This is a genomic window from Ramlibacter pinisoli, from assembly GCF_009758015.1.
GTDB lineage: Bacteria > Pseudomonadota > Gammaproteobacteria > Burkholderiales > Burkholderiaceae_C > Ramlibacter > Ramlibacter pinisoli.
On record NZ_WSEL01000009.1, the window covers coordinates 1488364 to 1507236 of the forward strand.

The 18873-nt window shown below is 71.7% G+C and carries 18 protein-coding genes; 10 read left to right on the forward strand and 8 right to left on the reverse strand.

What is annotated here, in order from left to right:
- Nucleotides 1-233 precede the first annotated feature (233 nt).
- The gene (locus GON04_RS21480; RefSeq protein ID WP_157400030.1) at nt 234-1052 is read left to right on the forward strand and encodes a DUF4886 domain-containing protein; all 819 of its coding nucleotides are present in this window, start codon (nt 234-236) and stop codon (nt 1050-1052) included.
- Here GON04_RS21480 and GON04_RS21485 read toward each other — a convergent pair.
- Complete coding sequence (locus GON04_RS21485) at nt 1039-2214, reverse strand: glycosyltransferase (RefSeq protein ID WP_157400031.1); 1176 nt, start codon at nt 2212-2214, stop codon at nt 1039-1041. The two genes, GON04_RS21480 and GON04_RS21485, sit on opposite strands and share 14 nt — an antisense overlap.
- A 4-nt stretch (nt 2215-2218) precedes the next feature.
- Nucleotides 2219-2728 carry an Lrp/AsnC family transcriptional regulator gene (locus GON04_RS21490; protein ID WP_157400032.1) on the reverse strand — a complete coding sequence of 170 codons (510 nt, stop codon included), beginning with the start codon at nt 2726-2728 and terminating at the stop codon, nt 2219-2221.
- Between the two features lie 143 nt (nt 2729-2871).
- Between GON04_RS21490 and GON04_RS21495 the strand changes: the two genes are divergently transcribed.
- Nucleotides 2872-6471: an indolepyruvate ferredoxin oxidoreductase family protein gene (locus GON04_RS21495; RefSeq protein ID WP_157400033.1), complete on the forward strand. Its 3600-nt coding sequence runs from the start codon at nt 2872-2874 to the stop codon at nt 6469-6471.
- Between the two features lie 22 nt (nt 6472-6493).
- On the opposite strand, the gene GON04_RS21500 is transcribed toward GON04_RS21495, so the two are convergent.
- Nucleotides 6494-6883 (reverse strand): response regulator, encoded by a 390-nt coding sequence (locus tag GON04_RS21500; protein WP_157400034.1) that lies wholly within the window; start codon nt 6881-6883, stop codon nt 6494-6496.
- A gap of 184 nt (nt 6884-7067) precedes the next feature.
- Between GON04_RS21500 and GON04_RS21505 the strand changes: the two genes are divergently transcribed.
- Together GON04_RS21505 and GON04_RS21510 are read left to right on the forward strand one after the other, a co-directional pair.
- Nucleotides 7068-7460 carry a response regulator transcription factor gene (locus GON04_RS21505; protein ID WP_157400035.1) on the forward strand — a complete coding sequence of 131 codons (393 nt, stop codon included), beginning with the start codon at nt 7068-7070 and terminating at the stop codon, nt 7458-7460.
- 132 nt (nt 7461-7592) lie between these two features.
- Entirely contained in the window at nt 7593-8498 is a 906-nt protein-coding gene (locus GON04_RS21510) for a LysR family transcriptional regulator (protein ID WP_157400036.1), read from the forward strand.
- A gap of 54 nt (nt 8499-8552) precedes the next feature.
- Here the strand turns inward: GON04_RS21510 and GON04_RS21515 are convergent, their stop codons facing one another.
- Both GON04_RS21515 and GON04_RS21520 read right to left on the reverse strand, forming a co-directional pair.
- Nucleotides 8553-8939 (reverse strand): hypothetical protein, encoded by a 387-nt coding sequence (locus GON04_RS21515; RefSeq protein WP_157400037.1) that lies wholly within the window; start codon nt 8937-8939, stop codon nt 8553-8555.
- Between the two features lie 57 nt (nt 8940-8996).
- Nucleotides 8997-9212 carry a hypothetical protein gene (locus tag GON04_RS21520; RefSeq protein WP_157400038.1) on the reverse strand — a complete coding sequence of 72 codons (216 nt, stop codon included), beginning with the start codon at nt 9210-9212 and terminating at the stop codon, nt 8997-8999.
- Nucleotides 9213-9404: 192 nt separating this feature from the next.
- Here GON04_RS21520 and GON04_RS21525 point away from each other — a divergent pair, with 192 nt between their 5' ends.
- From GON04_RS21525 to GON04_RS21535, 3 genes are all read left to right on the forward strand, one after another.
- Entirely contained in the window at nt 9405-10247 is an 843-nt protein-coding gene (locus tag GON04_RS21525; RefSeq protein WP_198349377.1) for an alpha/beta fold hydrolase, read from the forward strand.
- Between the two features lie 150 nt (nt 10248-10397).
- Nucleotides 10398-11225, forward strand: coding sequence for a DUF3703 domain-containing protein (locus GON04_RS21530; protein WP_157400040.1), 828 nt, complete (start codon nt 10398-10400; stop codon nt 11223-11225).
- Nucleotides 11222-12517 carry a cytochrome c peroxidase gene (locus GON04_RS21535; RefSeq protein WP_181653699.1) on the forward strand — a complete coding sequence of 432 codons (1296 nt, stop codon included), beginning with the start codon at nt 11222-11224 and terminating at the stop codon, nt 12515-12517. Before GON04_RS21530 ends, GON04_RS21535 begins: the two co-directional genes overlap by 4 nt.
- On the opposite strand, the gene GON04_RS21540 is transcribed toward GON04_RS21535, so the two are convergent.
- A complete protein-coding gene (locus GON04_RS21540) occupies nt 12505-13323 on the reverse strand; it encodes a helix-turn-helix transcriptional regulator (protein ID WP_157400041.1) in 819 nt (272 codons plus the stop codon). The genes GON04_RS21535 and GON04_RS21540 overlap by 13 nt on opposite strands.
- Before the next feature lie 183 nt (nt 13324-13506).
- On the opposite strand from GON04_RS21540, the gene GON04_RS21545 reads away from it, so the two are divergent.
- Complete coding sequence (locus GON04_RS21545; RefSeq protein ID WP_157400042.1) at nt 13507-13986, forward strand: hypothetical protein; 480 nt, start codon at nt 13507-13509, stop codon at nt 13984-13986.
- A gap of 148 nt (nt 13987-14134) precedes the next feature.
- Nucleotides 14135-17422 (forward strand): PAS domain-containing hybrid sensor histidine kinase/response regulator, encoded by a 3288-nt coding sequence (locus tag GON04_RS21550; RefSeq protein ID WP_157400043.1) that lies wholly within the window; start codon nt 14135-14137, stop codon nt 17420-17422.
- 1 nt (nt 17423) lies between these two features.
- On the opposite strand, the gene GON04_RS21555 is transcribed toward GON04_RS21550, so the two are convergent.
- Complete coding sequence (locus GON04_RS21555) at nt 17424-17663, reverse strand: YjiS-like domain-containing protein (RefSeq protein WP_157400044.1); 240 nt, start codon at nt 17661-17663, stop codon at nt 17424-17426.
- 124 nt (nt 17664-17787) lie between these two features.
- Here GON04_RS21555 and GON04_RS21560 point away from each other — a divergent pair, with 124 nt between their 5' ends.
- The gene (locus GON04_RS21560; protein ID WP_157400045.1) at nt 17788-18522 is read left to right on the forward strand and encodes a response regulator; all 735 of its coding nucleotides are present in this window, start codon (nt 17788-17790) and stop codon (nt 18520-18522) included.
- A 43-nt stretch (nt 18523-18565) separates the two neighbouring features.
- Here the strand turns inward: GON04_RS21560 and GON04_RS21565 are convergent, their stop codons facing one another.
- Nucleotides 18566-18868 (reverse strand): hypothetical protein, encoded by a 303-nt coding sequence (locus GON04_RS21565; RefSeq protein ID WP_157400046.1) that lies wholly within the window; start codon nt 18866-18868, stop codon nt 18566-18568.
- Nucleotides 18869-18873 lie beyond the last annotated feature (5 nt).

Genomic DNA, 18873 nt, shown 5'->3' on the forward strand with positions numbered 1-18873 from the left:
GCCTTCCGGCAAGTGCATGGGAGGAATGTCCCAAATGCGCGGGAGGAACCTCCTATGCCGCCCCGAGCGGCGCCGGAGAGCAGGGTCGATCGACGAAGGCGCGATGCTGGCACGCGACAACCGCGCGTGCATCCGGTGCCCACGGCCCCGTTCATGCCCGGTGGCGGGCGGACGCGTCCGTGATCTGCACTAAGCTGCACCTGCGACATCGCGACCCCAACCAGGAGACACCCATGACGACTTCCCGCCCCCTTCGCCGCCTGCTGGCTCTGCTGCCGCTGCTGGCGGCCTTCGCGTTCCCGGCCGCGCAGGCCCAGACCGCGCCGAAACGCACCGATCCGGGCGCGCGCCCCGAGGCCATCCTGTGGGTGGGCAACAGCTTCTTCTATTACAACAACAGCATGCACGGGCACTTCAACCAGCTCGCGGCATCGCTGAACGAGAAGCCGGCCGTGCGCGGCACCTCGGTCACCGTGAGCGGCTCGGGCCTGGACTGGCACGACATGGAGTCGCTGGTGCGCCCGAACGGCCTGGGCCGCTACTCCTTCGTCGGCGACAACGAGATCCGCTTCAACCCGCCAGGCCGCCAGTACGACACGGTGGTCATGATGGATTGCAGCCAGTGCCCCATCCACCCGCAGCTGCAGCAGGCCTTCCACGACACCGTGAAGAAGGACGCCGAGATCCTGCGCAAGCAGGGCATCCGGCCGGTGCTGTTCATGTCCTGGGCCTACAAGGACAAGCCCGAGATGACCCAGCAGCTGTCCGATGCGTACACGCGCGCCGGCAACGACAACGACCTGCTGGTGGTCCCGGCCGGCCTGGCGTTCGCCAAGGCGATCGCGCGCAAGCCCGACCTCGAGCTGTACCAGGCCGACAAGCGCCACCCCAGCCTGGCCGGCACCTACCTGGCCAGCTGCGCCACCTATGCGGCCCTGTTCCGCAAGAGCCCGGTGGGCGCCACCTACACCGCCGGGCTGCCGCCCGAGACCGCCAAGCTGCTGCAGCAGGCCGCCTGGGACGCCGCGCAGGACTACTTCACGGCCCGCTGACCGGGCGCCGGCGGGCGGCGCGCGCCGCCCGCAGCTGTGCGAGCGGATAGCGCGTGCCCCGCCACACGACGCCGCCGCGCCGCAGCGTCACCAGCACCGAACGCCACAGCACCCCCAGCAGCACCAGCGGCGCCAGCGGCCACCACAGCAGGCAGCGCGCGTGCCAGGCCGTGGTGCGCAGCAGGCGCACCCGCAGGAGCAGGCTGCAGGCGACCGATCCCAGGTTCAGCCAGCGGCCAGGGCCGCTCGTCACGACCAGCGCGGCCAGCGGCCACGCGTGCAGCACCAGGACCAGCAGCGTGGCGGCCGCCGCCCGGGCCACGCTGTAGCCGACGCTGGCGAAACTGTTCTTCTCCAGCCCGCGCGCCAGCTGCGCCGCATCGGCGTACCACTCGAGCAGGACGGCCTCCCGGCCGAACAGCAGGTCCTGGCGCAGGCCGGCCTGCTTCAGCAGCCGGCCGAGCTCCATGTCGTCGATGACCTCCAGCCGCAGCGCCGCATGCCCGCCCAGCCGCCGGTAGGGCGCCGCCCGCACCAGGTTGAAGGCGCCGACGCCGGCATACACCCGGCGCGAGGTCGCGACCTTCCACGGCGGCAGGGTGGCGCAGAAGGCCGCCAGCATCTCCAGCAGCAGGGCGGCCAGCAGCGGCTGGCGCACGGTGAGGTCGGCCACGACCACCAGGTGGTCGAGCCGGCGGGCGATGCAGCACGCCAGCGCCCGGCGCAGCGCCTGCGGCGCGAAGTGCACGTCGGCGTCGGTGAAGAGCAGGTAGTCGCCAGTCGCCGCCTGCGCGCCCAGGTGCAGCGCATGCGTCTTGCCGAGCCAGCCGTCCGGCAGCTCGCGCACGTGCAGCACGCGCAGCCGCGCATCGGCCTGCGCCAGCCGGTCGAGGATGGCACCGGTGCCATCAGCCGAGCGGTCGTCGATGGCGACGATCTCCAGCCGCGGAACATCCTGCGCCAGCAGCGAGCGCAGGGCGGCCTCGATGGTGCCGGCCTCGTCGCGCGCGCTCACCACCACCGACACCGCCGGCAGGTCGCCGTCGGCCGCGGCCGGGAGGTCGCGCAGCTGCGGCACCTGCGGCAGCCCGCGCCACAGCGCCACGAGCTGCCATGCGGTGGCGGCGAACACCGCCAGCGAGAGCCAGGAGGCTGCGCCCACGCGGTCAGCGCGCCCGGGCGCGACGCGCGGGCTGGGGCCGGGCCCGCGGCACGTCCAGCGGCAGCCGGGTCTCGCTCTTGACCTCCTTGAGCACCACGCTGGAGCGCACGTGCGTGACACCCGGCAGCTTGAACGCGGTCTCGTGCAGGAAGCTCTCGTAGCGCTTGATGTCGGGCACCAGAACCTTGATCACGTAGTCGGCCTGCCCGGTGGTCGCATAGCAGCTGACGATGCTGGGTTCGGCCGCCACCGCCTGCTCGAAGCGGCGCACGTCGTCCTCGTTGTGGCGGGTGAGGTTGACCTCGGCCAGCACGCACAGCGCCAGCCCGACCCGCTCGCGGTCGACCAGCGCCGTGTAGCCGCGGATGATGCCGGCGGCCTCCATCTCCTTGACGCGCTTCCAGCAGGGCGTGCTGGACAGCCCGGCGGCGGTGGCCAGCTGCTGCACGGTCTGGCGGGCATCGCGCTGCAGCTCGGCCAGCAGCAGCACGTCGTGGCGGTCGAGATCTGACATTCTCAGGATCCAGCGGTTTCGAGAATGGCATTCTCCACCGGTTCCTGACATGCAGGAATGGAAGTAGCCTTTTCTCGCTGGCAGCAACTACGCTCTCCTCCATCCGCCGCCCGCACCGCACGGGGCCGCGACGAGGAACCGCCATGACCACCGAGACCCCCACCCTGGCCGAGCAGCCACCCCTGGCCCGCCCGGATTACCGGCTCGCCGACAGCCTCTGGGCCCGCAGCGGCTCGGTGTTCCTCACCGGCACGCAGGCGCTGGTGCGGCTCATGCTCATGCAGCGCCAGCGCGACGCGGCCGCCGGCCTGGACACGCGTGGCTTCATCAGCGGCTACCGGGGCTCGCCGCTGGGCATGGTCGACCAGGCCGTGTGGAAGGCCGGCCGCCACTTCGAGGAGGCCGGGGTGCGCTTCCTGCCCGCCATCAACGAGGAGCTGGGCGCCACCGCCGTGCTGGGCACGCAGCGCGTGGAGGCCGATCCCGAGCGCACCTGCGCCGGCGTGTTCGCGCTCTGGTACGGCAAGGGACCGGGAGTCGACCGGGCCGGCGACGCGCTCAAGCACGGCAACGCCTACGGCGCCTCGCCGCACGGCGGCGTGCTGATGGTGGCTGGCGACGACCACGGCTGCGTGTCGTCGTCGATGCCGCACCAGAGCGACCAGGCCTTCCAGTCCTGGCACGCGCCCATCGTCTCGCCGGCCAGCGTGGCCGAGTACCTGGAGTTCGGCCTGTACGGCTGGCAGCTGTCGCGCTTCTCGGGCAACTGGGTCGGCTTCACCGCGCTGTCGGAAGTCGTGGAAAGCGCGTCCACCGTCGACCTCGACCTGGTGAACGCACGCGTGGCCACCTGGCAGGACGGCGACACCGTGCGGCAGGCCACCGGCTACGCGCCGCCCGCCGGCGGCCTGCACTACCGCTGGCCCGACCTGCCCTCGCTGACCATCGAGCAGCGCCTGCATGCCAAGCTGGACGCCGTGCGGGCCTTCGCCCGCATCAACAGCATCGACCGGCAGGTGGTCGCCAGCGAGCACGCCACGGTGGGCATCGTCACCGCGGGCAAGGCGCACTTCGACTTCCTGGAGGTGCTGCGGCGGCTGGACATCTCGACCGAGGCGCTGGCGCAGCACGGCGTGCGCATCCTCAAGCTCGGGCTCACCTACCCGATCGAGCCAACCCGCCTGCGCACGTTCGCGCACGGCCTGCGCGAGATGCTGGTGATCGAGGAGAAGGGACCCGTGGTCGAGGAGCAGCTGCGCTCGCTGTTCTACAACGACGCCCGGCGGCCGGTGATCGTGGGCAAGACCGATGCGCAGGGCCGGCCGCTGGTGCCGGCGCTCGGCGAGCTGCGGCCCTCGCGGCTGATCGAGCTGGTGGCGAACTGGCTGGCGGACCACTTCGCCGACCTCGACCGGCGTCACCTGGTGCGCGACTTCACGCTGCCCGAGCTACTGTCCAACAGCAGCGACTCGGTCAAGCGGCTGCCCTACTTCTGCGCCGGCTGCCCGCACAACATCAGCACCAAGGTGCCGGAGGGCTCGCATGCGCAGGCCGGGATCGGCTGCCACTTCATGGCCAGCTGGATGGACCGCGACACCGAGGGCCTGATCCAGATGGGCGGCGAAGGGGTCGACTGGGTCTCGCACGCGATGTTCACCAAGGTGCCGCACGTGTTCCAGAACCTGGGCGACGGCACCTACTACCACTCGGGCTACCTCGCCATCCGGCAGGCGGTGGCCGCCGGGGCCACGCTCACCTACAAGATCCTGTTCAACGACGCCGTCGCCATGACCGGCGGCCAGCCGGTCGACGGCGTGATCAGCGTCGACGGCATCGCGCGCCAGGTCGAGGCCGAGGGCGTCAAGCAGGTGGTGGTGGTGTCCGACGCGATCGGCAAGTACGCGGCGATCCGGCAGCGCTTTCCGGCCGGCACCACGTTCCACGACCGCGACGAGCTCGATGCGGTGCAACGCCACCTGCGCGAGCTGCCCGGCGTCACGGTGCTGATCTACGAGCAGACCTGCGCCGCCGAGAAGCGCCGCCGGCGCAAGAAGGGCGAGCTGGTCGACCCGGCGCGCCGGCTGTTCATCAACGAGCGGGTCTGCGAGGGCTGCGGCGACTGCAGCGTGCAGAGCAATTGCGTGGCGGTGCTGCCGCACGAGACCCCGCTGGGGCGCAAGCGCAAGATCGACCAGAGCAGCTGCAACAAGGACTACTCCTGTGCCAAGGGCTTCTGCCCCAGCTTCGTGGGCGTGCTCGGGGGCAAGGTCCGCAAGGGGGTCGGCGCGCTGTCGACAGCGGAGGACGCCGGCGGTGCACGGGCCGACTTCCTGCGCCGCGTCGACGCCCTGGCGCATCCGCGGCCGCACGCCTGGACCGGCCCCTACGACCTGCTGGTCACGGGCGTCGGCGGCACCGGGGTGGTGACCGTGGGCGCGCTGGTCACCATGGCCGCGCACCTCGAAGGCAAGAGCGCCAGCGTGCTGGACTTCATGGGCTTCGCGCAGAAGGGCGGCTCGGTGCTGTCGTTCGTGCGGCTGGCCGACCGGCCGGAGCGGCTGAACCAGGTGCGCATCGACACCCAGCAGGCCGACGCCATCCTGGCCTGCGACCTGGTGGTGGGCGCCTCGGCCGATGCGCTGGCCACCGTGCGCCACGGCCGCACCCGCATCCTGGCCAACACGCACGAGGTACCGGTGGCCGACAACGTGCGCAACCCGGACGCGTCCCTGCAGGTGCCGCAACTGCTGGAGAAGCTGCGCTTCGCGGCCGGCGCCGACCGGCTGGAGACGCTGGACGCACAGGGGCTGGCCGAAACCTTCCTGGGCGACTCCATCGTGTCCAACATCCTGGCGCTCGGCTATGCGTGGCAGCGCGGCCTGGTGCCCGTGGGCGCCCCGGCGATGCTGCGCGCCATCGAGCTGAACGGGGTCGGCGTCGACAACAACAAGCTCGCGTTCTCGCTGGGCCGGCTGGCCGCGGCCGACCCGGGCGCGGTTGCCGCGCTGCTGCGCGAGCCGCCGGCCCCGGCGCCGGCCGACACGCTGGAAGCGCTGGTGCACCGCGGGGTGCAGCATCTGACGGCCTACCAGGACGCCACCTATGCGCGCCGCTACGCCGACTTCGTGGCCCGGGTGCGGGTGCGCGAGGCGGCGCTGGCGGCCGATCCGTCGCTGCCGTTCACCCGGACGGTGGCGCGCAGCCTGCTGAAGCTGATGGCCTGCAAGGACGAGTACGAGGTGGCGCGCCTGTACACCGACGGCGAGTTCCTGCACGCGCTGCGGCAGCAGTTCGAGGGCGACCCCGAGCTGGAGTTCTACATGGCGCCGCCGGTGCTCAGCCGGCCGCGCGACGGCCGTCCCCCGCGCAAGGTGCGCCTGGGCGGCTGGATGCTGCACGCCATGAAGCTTCTGGCGCACGGCCGGGCCCTGCGCGGCACGCCGTTCGACGTGTTCGGCTACACGCAGGAGCGCCGGCTCGAACGGGCCCTGGTCGCCGACTACCGCCACCGCATCGAGGCACTGCTGCCGGCGCTGGCGCCCGGCAAGCTGGCGCTCGCCACCGAGATCGCGGCGCTGCCGCTGTCGATGCGCGGCTTCGGCCATGTGAAGCAGGCCAACGTGGACCTGGCGCGGGTGCGCGAGGCGGAGCTGCTGCACCGCTTCGACCCGGCGACCTATCCGCGCCCCGCGGGGCCGCTGCAGGCCGGCCAGATCAAGGGGATCCGGGTGTCGGCGGCCTAGCCGGCCGCCCGCGCCTGCAGGGTCAGGCCGCCTTGCTCAGCTGGCCGCGGTAGGTCTCCAGGAACACCCGCAGGCGCCGCAGGTCCGCCTTGGGGATGGCCTCCAGGGCGCCGTTGTCGCGGCACTTGCGCACCACCGCCGGCGAGGCGAAGTCGCTGAACACCACCACGTCGGGCGCGCCGGCACCGTGCACGGCCAGCCCGGCGAGCACCGAGAAACCGGTGCCTTCGCGCAGCATGAGGTCCAGGATCATGAGGTCGCAGGCGCCGGGATGGTCGTGCACCCACTGCAGGGCCGCCGCCTCGGTCGCGCAGGACCCCACCACCGTGAACCCGCCGATGAAGCCCATCAGTTCGGAGACAAGCTCATGGGTGGCCTTCATGTCCTCCACCAACAACACGCGGATGCTCAACAGTGACTCCTGGCGAGAACCGGCCGATCGCTGCGGCGCAGGGCCTCCGATTCGAGGCGACATTCTCGGGACGCCGGTCCTGCCCGGCTGTAGGCCGATGTCGACAGCAGAGCTGGTCGGAACCGGCCCGGAGGGAAGGGTTTACCCGCGATGACTTTCCGCTTAGCGCAACCAGACTGCATGCATGGGGCAGAGTCCGACCACCCTTGTCGTCGAGCACCACCGCGACTGTCGCGAGGTGCTTGTGCTGGCGCTCGAGTTGTCGGGGTTTCGCGTGCTGGCGGCGCGCACCGGCGGCGAAGCACTGGCCTGCCTGCACGACCACACGCCCCAGTCGATCGTCATCGACACCGCCCTGCCCGACCGCGACGCCATCGATGTGGTGCGCGTCCTGCGCGCCAACCAGCGGTTCGACCACACCACCGTCGTGCTGGCGGGCACCTGGATCCCGGAGCCCGACCGCAGCGCCGCCGTGGCCGCCGGCGTCGATGCCGTGCTGATCAAGCCCTTCGCGGTCGAGGATCTGCTCGACCGGGTGTCCCTCGCCCGCCGCCGCGCGCCCCACGGCCACTCCTGAGGGCATTGCCGCAGCAGCGGGCCTGGCCGGGCGGCTTGCCGGCCCCCTCGCTCCGCTCCCGCGCAGGCTGAAGATCTCCATTGCAGGCATAAACTCGTCCCGACAGGAACGTTTGTTCCGTGGGAAGGGACAATGGACCGGTTCCAGGAAATGCGCGTGTTCGCCGGCGTGGTGGAGGCCGGCAGCTTCGTCGCCGCGGCCGACGCCCTGGACATGTCCAAGGCGGCCGTGTCGCGCCACGTGGCGGAACTCGAGTCGCGCCTGGGCGTGCGGCTGCTGCACCGGACCACGCGCCGCCTGTCGCTCACCGGGGAAGGCGAGGTGTTCTTCGCCCGCTGCCGGGAACTGCTGCAGGGCGTCGACGAGGCGGAGTCGGAGATCACGCAGCACAGCGGTGAGGCGGTGGGCGTGCTCAAGGTCAGCGCACCGGTGTCCTTCGGGCTGCTGCGCCTGGCGCCCCTGTGGGGCAGCTTCCTGGACGCCCATCCGCAGATCAAGCTGGACCTCTCGCTGTCCGACCGGCTGGTCGACCTCGTCGAGGAAGGCATCGACATGGCGGTGCGGATCGGCCGGCTGGCCAGTTCCTCGCTGGTGAGCCGGCAGCTGGCGTCCACCCGGCTGGTGCTGTGCGCGTCGCCGCCCTACCTGCGCCGGCACGGCAAGCTCCGCCATCCCGCTGACCTGGCCGGCCACGCCGTGCTGGCCTACAGCCTGCTCGCGATGGGAGACACCTGGGAATTCGAGGGGACCGAGGGGCCGGTGACGGTCAAGGTGCAGCCCCGCATGCACACCAACAGCGGCGATACCTGCCGCGCGGTGGCCCTGGCACACCAGGGCATCATCCTGCAGCCCTCGTTCCTGGTCGACGACGACCTGCGCAGCGGCCGGCTGGTGGAGGTCCTGCCGGACTACCGGTCGGTGGAACTCGGCATCCACGCGGTGTTCCCCTCGCGCAAGCACCTGCTGCCCAAGGTGCGGCTGCTGATCGAGCACCTGGCCAGGGGGCTCGCCGCGCACGACCCGGCCGGGTTGCGCTGAGTCACAGGCCGCGCACAAGAGCCGGGCAACGGCGTGCCGGCCACGGCAGGCGCCTCAAGCCAGGTTCTTCCATTCCTGCAGGCAATGCCGCGCCAGCGCCGTCACCCAGAACGGTTCCGACGGGTCGAACGCCAGGCCCAGCTGCGGGCTGACCAGGAAGCCGGCGCGCTCGAAGGCCTCCGGGTCGTGTGCACGGATGAAGGCGGCCAGGGTCGCGAAGGGCACCGCGACATTGCCGATGGTCACCACCTCGGCCTGCACGGTCACCTCCTCCAGCCGCCCGTTGTCCTGGAAGCGATACACCACGTCACCGTAGTCCATCTCGTGCAGGCCCACGCCGTTGCGCAGGGCGCGCCAGGGGTCGCCACGCGCGCGCTGCAGCTCTTCCCTGGAGAGCGTGAACGGCGTGTCGTCGACCTGGACGTAGGGATCGAGCCGCATCTGCGCCCATGCTACCCACGGCCGCACCGTCGCGGAGGACCCGCGGCAGCCCGCGCATCACCGCCCGACGACCGCCGCCAGCTCCCAGGTGCGGACCTCTTCGTCGTAGCGCAGCACGTAGCTGCCCTCGCTGGTCTCCACCTTCCACCAGCGCTGGGCAGCGCCGTACCAGCGGTCGCTGACGGCCTGCACCTCCACGCGGCGCGACCCGAACCAGATCACGCCGGGCTCGAAGTCGCCTGCCGCCGTTGTCGTCGTTTCGACCCGGACCATGCGCGAGACGGTACCGCATGTCGGCATCCGGCCGCGTTGTCGCGCTTGCGCGAGAGCACCGGTCTGCAACTGCACATCGGCCGCCACGTTGCCGCGTTGCCGCTTTGGCGACACGACAACCGTTGGTCTGCGCGGCTTGCGGATCGGACGCCGCTCCGTAGCATGTGCGCTCCGATGCCGAAAGGAGCAAGCGTGCTGCAGCCTCCGAGTGAAGAGACTTTCGCTGGATCCGGTGGTCCCAGGATCTTCCTGCGGTCGTGGCGGCCGCAGGGCCAGCCCCGCGCCGTGCTGGTGATCTGCCACGGCGTGAACTCCCACGGTGGCCAGTACGCCTGGCCCGCGGAGCAGTTCGCCCAGGGCGGACTGGCCGTCTACGCGCTCGACCTGCGAGGACGCGGCCGGTCGGAAGGCGAGCGCTTTTTCGTCGAGCACGTTTCGGAGTACGTCAGCGATCTCAGCGGCGCGGTGAACATCGCGAAGTCGCGCGACCCCGGGCTGCCGGTCTTCCTGCTCGGCCACAGTGCCGGAGGCGTGGTGGGCGCGACCTATGCGGTCGAAAGCCAGGCCGAACTCGCCGGGTTCATCTGCGAAAGCTTCGCCTTCCAGGTGCCTGCGCCGGGATTCGCGCTGGCCGCCATCAAGGGGCTGAGCCACGTCGCCCCGCGGCTGCCTGTCCTCAAGCTCAAGAACGAGGACTTCTCGCGCGACCGCAAGGCGGTGGAGATCCTGAACAACGACCCGCTGATCGCCAACGAAGTCCAGCCGGCAAGCACCGTGGCGGCGCTGGTGCGGGCCGACGAACGCCTGCGGGAAGACTTTCCCCGCATCACGCTGCCGCTCCTCATCCTGCACGGCACGGACGACAAGGCGACGGTCTGCCACGGCAGCGAGTTCTTCCACCAGACGGCCGGGTCGAAGGACAAGACCCTGAAGCTCTACGAGGGCCACTACCACGACCTCCTCAACGACATCGGCAAGGAGGGCGTGGTGGCCGACATCCTGGCCTGGATCGACCAGCGCCTGCCTGCGTCCTAGGCGCTGACGCGCGATCGCAACCGGCCGCTGGCGTGCAACACGCCCGGCCGACACTTGAACGAAAGGGCTGCGGATCCAGCCGCTGCGTTCAAGCCCGCAAGCCCCCGGCTGCGAAGAATCCGTGTGCATCGACCTTCCCCGGAGCACACCATGACGACCTTCGCCCTTCGCATCCAACCCCACGTGCAGGCAGAGCTGGACGCAGCCGCGTCCGCCGAAGCGCTGGGACATTTCCACTCCGCCTTCCAGCACCTCGAGCGTGCGCACGTCCTGGGCCAGCGCGCGACGGTCGAGCACGTGCGCGTGCACTGGCACATGTTCCGGTTCGCCGTCCGCAACCGGCGCACCGGTGCAGCGTTTGGCCAGGCCTGGCGCATGGTGGCGGCCGGCCTCTTCACCCCGCTGGGGCTGGTGCCGGCGGGCAACACCGGTGGCGCGAACGTCGGCGGCCTGCGTCGCATGCCGGTGCCCGGGGACCTGCAGGCCCTCATGCAGTCGGCCCGGCCGGGTCGCGGTGAGGCCACGCTGTTCCGTCGCGTCGCCACGACCCTCGCATGGGCCGGCCTGGCGGGCCTGGCGATGCTCGGCCTGGGCGGCTGCGGCACCCCGCCGAAGGACCTGGACCTGGCGCTCGACAAGCCCTCGCATGCCGGCGTCTACCGGGTCGCGCTGCTGCCGCCCGCACAGGCGCCCGCCATCAACCAGATGCACAGCTGGAAGGTGAAGCTCGCCACGCCGGACGGCACGCCGGTGCACGGCGCCACCTTCGCCGTCGATGGCGGCATGCCCCAGCACGGGCATGGCCTGCCCACCCAGCCGCGGGTCACCCGCGAGCTCGCCGACGGCACGTACCAGCTCGATGGCATGAAGTTCAGCATGACCGGCTGGTGGGAGGTGAAGCTGGGCATCCAGGGACCGCAGGGCGCCGACAAGGTCACCTTCAACACCGTCGTCGAGACGCCGAAGGGCCAGCCGTGACCAGCGCCCCCGCCAGGGCCGCGCGACGCCGGCTCCTGCAGGTCGCAGCGACGCTGTCGGTGGCGCTCGTCACGGCCGGTGTGGCGCAGGTCCGGACGGCGCCCCTGCGCGATCCGTGGCCGGCCGAGGATGTCGCGACCCTGGCCGCGATGCGGCTCACGCAAGCGGGTGGGCGGCCGCAGGACCCGTCGAACGCCTACGAGCAGCGCACCGACGCCGCCGCCCTGGGCCGCGCCCTCTTCCACGACACCCGCCTGAGCAGGAACGGGCAGGTCGCGTGCGCCAGCTGCCATGCGGCCGACCGCCAGTTCCAGGACGGCAAGCCACTAGGCCAGGGCCTCGCCACCGGCAGGCGCCGCACCATGCCCGTCATGGGCGCCGCGCACGCGCCGTTCCTGTTCTGGGACGGCCGCAAGGACTGCCTCTGGTCGCAGGCCCTGGGCCCGCTGGAAGACGCGGCCGAGCACGGCGGCAACCGGGTGCGCTTGGTCAAGCTGGTCCAGGCCCACTACAGCGAGCAGTACCAGGCCGTGTTCGGACCCCTGCCCGCCCTGGGCCCGCTCCCCGACGATGCGTCTCCCGGCGGCACGGACGCCGAGCGCGCGGCCTGGGCCGCCCTGCCGGACGCCAGCCGCGACGCCGCCAACCGGGTGTTCGCGAACATGGGCAAGGCCATCGCCGCCTACGAGCGCCCCATCTCCTACGGCCCCTCGCGCTTCGACCGGTACGCGCAGGCCACCGTGGCCGGCGACGGCCGCGGCCAGGAGGTGCTGGCGCCGCAGGAGGTGCGCGGGCTGCGCGTGTTCCTGGCCAGGGGCCAGTGCGTCACCTGCCACAACGGCCCGCTGCTGACGGACCAGGCCTTCCACAACACCGGCGTGCCGCCCCTCGACCGGGCCAGGCCGGACCGCGGGCGCGCCGAGGGGCTGCGCAAGCTGTTGCAGGACGAGTTCAACTGCCTGGGGCGCTACAGCGATGCCAGGCCCGAGCAGTGCGGCGAACTCCAGTTCCTGGCCACGAACGACCCCGGACAGCTGGCGGCTTTCCGCACACCCGGCCTGCGCAACGTGGCGGAACGGGCGCCCTACATGCATGCCGGCCAGTTCTCGACGCTGGATCAGGTGCTGCAGCACTACGCGGACTCGCCCAGCGCCGTGCTCGGCCACAGCGAACTGGCGCGACCGGGCGAACGGCACGCCGGGCGGCAGGCCATCCGGCTCACGCCCGCCGACATCCAGGACGTGGCGGCGTTCCTCGGAACGCTCACCGGTCCCGTGGTTCAGGCCAGGTGATGCTGCCGCCCGCGTGCCCGCGCGCTGAGGGGGCCGTTCATCTGCAGGACGGACGGCGGCAGGCCGAACATCGTGCGCGACGTCCTCGAGAGATGGGCGGAGTCGGCGAAGCCCGCCGCATGGGCCGCGCCGGAAAGCGTCTCGCCCTTCATGAGGAGCGTCCACACGTGCAGGAGGCGGCGCCACAGGACGTAGGTGCGCAGGGGCATCCCGGTCTCTTGCACGAACAGGTGCCGGAACCGGCCGGGCGAGAGGTTCGCGGCCCCGGCCACCTCGGCGAGGGACACCGGCTGGTCGACGCGCGCGCGGATGTAGTCGACGGCCGCCAGCACGCGCGGGTCGGACGGCACCCGGGGCGCGGTGTTCGAGACCTGCTGCACCAGCTGCATGCACACCGCCTGTACGGCCTCGTAGCTGCGCTCGACGCGCCACGCCCGGTCCAGGCGTCGGGCCGCCACGTCGACGACGTCCGGGTCGATCAGTTCGAGCCGTCCCTGCAGCCGCGCGGACAACGCCTTGCCCGCCGGCGTTTCGGGCTCGATGAACAGGACTGCGCTCATCTGGCAGCCGGTCACGTCGATGGTGTGGGTGGCCCTGGAGGGCACCAGCGCCGCGGCGCACGTTTGCCACTCGCCATGGCGGCCGAACTGGATGCGCAAGCCGGCGGGCGCACCCAGCGCCAGCTGGATCGCGTAGTGGGAGTGCGGCGCGATCGGCGCCCCGCCGCCGCCCTCGCCGATGAAGCCGCACACGCCGGCCCAGGCGACGAAGTCGCCTCGATAGCGGCTGGCGGCGGGCTTGTCCATCTGCTTGCGTGGCTTCGGGCGCCAGTCTACCGGCCGACAGCCCAGCTGGTTCGAGGCGCGACCGCCGGGCCGGCGGCACGCCCGGATCGCCCCCGATACCGACCGAATACAAACCCGCGCACGACGGACACGGAGTGAATACCTCCGCCGCCCAGACTGCAGTCATCCAAGGGGCAGGTGGCAATGAGCGGGGCCACCAACACCTTCTTCCATCCCTCGCTCGCGGAGATCGTCATGAACCAGCGCACCGCTTCCACCCTCGCTTACCTCGGCAGCGTCGCCGCGGCCGTCCTGGCCGCCAGCCTCTCGAGTGGCAACGCCCTGGCCCAGGCCCAGCTGGCTGGTCCGTTCGAGGGCGGGCAGTCCGCCAACACGTTCGCGACGGCGCCGTTCACCAGCAAGGCCGATCGCGCGACCGTCTCCGCCGAAGGGCGTGACGCCGCCCGTCACCTGGACTCGCGCAGCGGCTACCAGAGCAGCTACGGGCAGGCCATGTACGCGCCCTTCATCAGCACGCGGTCGCGGACCCAGGTGCGCGAGGAAGCCGTCGCGGCCAGCCACGACACCCAGGTGTTCGAGGGCGGCCAGGCCGGCACCATCGTCACCCGGGTGGCGCGCCCCGCGGCCACCATGGCCGGCAGCGCGACCGCCGCCGCCCAATGAAGAGCCGGCGGGAGCACGGCCGGCCCGGGTTGCACCAGCGGCCCGGGCCGCTTCCCGGTCCGCGGGAACCCGGTGCCAGCATGTATCCCGCTTGTATCCGCAAGGTAATTTCCTGGGCACCGCACCAACCCGCTCCTAGACTGAAAACATGAGCAGCCACGCGCTCCCAGCGACGGCACCGCGCAAGGCCCTGCCGGCCGGTCGCGCGCAGGCCCTGGCGCGATTGGCACTGGCCACCGCGCAGGCGCGCGGCCCGCGCCTGTTCGACCATCTCGTGCGGGAACTGGCGGCCACGCTGGACGTGCCGCTGGTGTTGCTGGCGGTGGCCGCCGACGGCCCCGGCCTGCTGCGCACCCTGGCCGTCAGCCTGGACCACAAGCTCCATCCCAACTTCAAGTTCCCGGCGGCTGCCCTCGACCAGCGTGGCCCCGACTCGTTCTTCGCCGGCGAACGGATGGCCATCGCCTGGGCGCTTCCCCTGGCCGACAGCACCGGCCAGCCGCTCGGCGTGGTCGCCGCCATGGACCGGCGGCAGCCGCCCGCCGTCGAGGCGGGCACGGTGCAGTCGCTGCTGGAGGTGGTGGCGGCACGCGCCGCAGCGGAGATCGAACGCGCGCGCACCGACGAGACCCTGCGGGCGGTCGCCCTCGGCGTGTCCGAGTCGCGCAGCGGCTCGGTGTTCGAAGGCCTGGTGCGGCTGCTGGCCACCATCCTGCAGGTGGACGTCGCCTTCATCGCGCAGCCCGACGCCACGGTGGAAGGCGGCATGCGGATGCTCGCCATGTCCTGCGGGGGCCAGGTGCACCAGGACATCCCGTACCCCCTGGCCGGGACGCCCTGCGCGACCGTGCTGGGCCAGTGCTTCCGCGCCTACCCGTCGGGCGTGCAGGCCCTGTTTCCCGACAGCAAGGACCTGCGCCAGCTGGGCAGTGAAGGCTATGCCGGACATCCCCTGGCGGGGCCCGACGGCAAGGCGCTGGGCCTCGTAGCGGTCGCGTCGCGGCGGCCGCTGGCCCAGCTGGAGCGGGTGAAGGCCACGCTCAAGATCTTCGCGGTGCGCGCCGCGGCGGAGGTGGAGCGGCTGCGCGCCGACCAGGCGCAGAAGCAGGCGGTCGAAGACCTGAGCCAGCGCGAGGAGCAGTACCGCGCGATCTTCGAGAGTTCGCTCGACGGGCTGTTCCTGTGGGACGAGGAACCCAAGGTGGTCGACGTCAACCCCGCCGGGGCGGCGCTGTACGGCCACGCCCGGGAAGAGATCGTGGGGAACACCTATCCGAGCTACATGCCGGAGCAGTACGTCCGGGGACGGCTGGAGATGGTGCGCCGGGCGCTGGCCGGCGAGAGCACGCACCTGGAGACCCGGGTGCTGCGACCCAACGGCACCGGCTTCGAGGCCGACCTGCGGGTGATCCCCTTCCAGCACCGCGGCCGCCCGCATGCGCTGGCCGTGGTGCGCGACATCAGCGAGCGGCGCCAGCGCGAACGCGAACTGCAGCACAGCGAAGAGCAGTACCGGGTCATCTTCAACGCCTCGGTCGACGCCATGGTGCTGCGTGCGGCCGACTTCAGCATCGTCGACGTCAACGCCACCTACGAGGCGTGGAGCGGCTACGCGCGGGCAGAGGTGATCGGGCTGGACCGCATCGTGGCCAATCCCCAGGATGCCAGGGCCACCATCCGCGCGCTGCACGAGGAGGCCCTGGCGGGCGCCACGGTGCGCCTGGAGACGCAACTGCTGCATCGCAACGGCACCCGCCGCGAGTTGGAACTGCGCGGCGTGCCGACCCTGCACCGCGGACGGCCGCACGTGCTGTACATCGGCCGCGACATCACCCAGGCCAAGCAGGCCGAACGGGCCCAGCACGACAGCGAGCAGCAGTACCGCGCGATCTTCGATGCCTCGGCCGACGGGCTGGTGCTGCGCGACGCCGACCGCCGCGCGGTCGAGGTCAACCCGGCCTACCTGGCCATGACCGGCTATGCGCGCGAGGAAGTGCTGGCGGCCGACGGCATGCTGGCGCAGCTCGATCCGGCCCTGCGCGCGCGCCTGCGCGTGGGGCACCGGCTGGCACTGGCCGGCAAGGAACTGCGCTTCGAGATCAGCAGCGTGCGCAAGGACGGCTCGATCCTGCATGCCGAGGTGCAGGGCACGGCCGTCACCTACCGCGGCCAGCCGCACGTGCTGTACGCCGTGCGCGACAGCACGGCCCGGGTGGCGGCCGAACAGCGCCGGGCGGAGCTGGAGCGGCAGCTGCGCCAGGCGCAGAAGATGGAGGCCATCGGGCAGCTCACCGGCGGGCTGGCGCACGACTTCAACAACATCCTGACCAGCGTGCTCGGCTACATCCAGATGGCGCAGGAGCGCCCTCCGGCCGCGCAGGACCAGGAGCTGGTGCGCGACCTGGCCCAGGCGCGCCTGGCGGCCGAGCGCGCACGCGAGCACGTGGCGCAGCTGCTGGCGTTCTCGCGCCCGCGCCACGGTGAGCGCAAGCTGCTGGCACCGGCGCAGGTGACGGCCCAGGTGCTGCAGTTGCTGCGGCCCAACCTGCCCTCCTCCATTGCGGTCGAGTCCGAGGCGGACGACGAGGAGACCGCTACGCCGCCGCCGGTGCTGGCCGACCCGGTGCAGTTCGAGCAGGCGCTGCTCAACCTGTGCCTGAACGCCCGCGACGCCATCGGCGAGCAGGGCACGATCCGGCTGCGCATCGTCCACGCGCCGGCCTGGGGCCATTGCGCCTCGTGCAGCGCGCAGCTGGACGGCGGGCGATGGGTCGGGTTCGAGGTGGAGGACGACGGCCGGGGCATGAGCCAGGATGTGGTCGACCGCATGTTCGAGCCCTTCTTCACGACCAAGGAAGTCGGCCGCGGAACCGGCATGGGCCTGGCCATGGTGCACGGCATCCTGCACGACCACGGCGGCCACATCCAGGTGCGCACCGAACCCGGCCATGGGTCCCTGTTCCGGGTCCTGCTGCCGGCTGCCACGGAACAGCCCAGCAGCAAGGCCCGCGGTGCGCCGGCGACCGTTGCCGCGGCGAGTCCCGCCAGGCTGCGCGGGCGCGTGCTGCTGGTCGAGGACGAGCCCATCGTCAGCGGCTTCATGCAGGACCTGCTGCGCAGCTGGGGGCTGGACGTGGTGCTGGAGTGCGACCCGAAGTCGGCCGCCCGTCGCCTGGCCACAGCGGACGAGCGGTTCGAGCTGCTGCTCACCGACCAGACCATGCCCGGCATGACCGGGCTGGCGCTGGCGCGGCAAGCGCGCCGGGAGCGGCCGCGGCTGCCGGTGCTGCTGTACACCGGCAATGCATTCGACATCACGCAGCAGGACCTCGACGACTGCGGCGTGGCCAGCCTGCTGCGCAAGCCGATCGACCCGGCGACCCTGCGGCCGCTGCTGGGCCGGCTCCTCGAGCAGGGAGCGCGGCCCCTCGCCTGAGTCAGCGCAGGCCTCCATGAGTGGACGTGTCGACGCGGCGCCGGGTGCGCTCGGCCGAGCCGTGCGCTTCGGCCCAGAACGAGCCGAACTCCGAACGTGCCATGCCGAGGTCGCGCAGCGCCGCGTTGTCCAGGGCCTGGAATTCACGGCGGGCCGCGGCACGGCGCCGCGCCTCCGCCAGCCAGGTGGCCGCCCAGCCCAGCAGTTCGCGCAGGTGGGTCAGGAGAAGAAGGTTGGTCATCGCACACTCCTTGCTGTCGGCCCTGCAAGGCCGTCCGGCAACAATGGCGTGCGTCGGTAACCACAACGCTGCAGGCGGTGCACGGCGCGTAGCGTTTTTGTATCGACCGCGGGAAAATCCGGCGATGGACGAGCGAACTCGGCTGCTGGTGGTGGACGACGACCCGTCGGTGCGCACCATGCTGCACGACTATCTCCACGGCCATGGCTTCGACGTCGCGCAGGCCGGCAACGGCGCGCAGATGCGGGCCGAGATCGAGCGCGAACTGCCCGACGCCGTGCTGCTGGACGTCCGGCTGCCCGGCGAGGACGGCCTGGCGCTGGCGCGCTACCTGCGCGAGCACTACGACGTGGGCATCCTGATGGTCACCGCTTCGGGCGACGTGGTCGATCGCATCGTCGGCCTGGAGCTGGGTGCCGACGACTACATCGCCAAGCCCTTCGACCTGCGCGAACTGCTGGCCCGCATCAAGACCGTGCTGCGCCGGCTGCAGGCCAGGCCGGCCGCACCCGCCGGCGCCGCCGGCAGGCCGGAAGCAGCGCCGCAGCGGCGCGGCTTCGGCCGCTGCGAGCTCGACCTGCAGTCGCGCCGCCTGTTCGAGGCCGGCGGCGCGGAAGTGGCCATCACGGCCATGGAATACGACCTGCTCACGGCCTTCCTCGCCAGCCCCAACCGGGTGCTGACACGCGACCAGCTGCTGATGAAGACGCGCAACCGCGAGTGGGAGCCGTTCGACCGCTCGATCGACATCCGCATCGGCCGCCTGCGCCGCAAGGTCGAACCCGATCCGGCGGGCGAGCCGCGCGTGATCAGGACGGTGCGCAACGCCGGCTACATGTTCGTGCCGGACGCGAAATAACGGCCGGGTTGCAACGCGAGGCCGTCGGGCCGTCGACTCCCGGCTAGCGCTTGATCGCCTTTTCCGCCAGCAGGACCACGCCCAGCCCGGCCAGGACCAGCGCGGCCGCGATGCTGAAGCCCACCGGCCCTTCGGGCACCAGCCAGGTCGGGTACTGCGGGTAGGCCTGGGCCAAGCTGTGCAGCGGCGCCTGGTTGGCCTGCACCCGCTGCGCGTTCAGGTTCGACAGGTCGGCGCGCGCGAACACCGCGCCGAGGACGAGGATGCTGCCGGCCAGGAACAGCGTCTTGCCGACCACCATGGCGAACCGCGGGGACCGGGCGATACGGGAGCGAAGCGAAAGCATCGGAG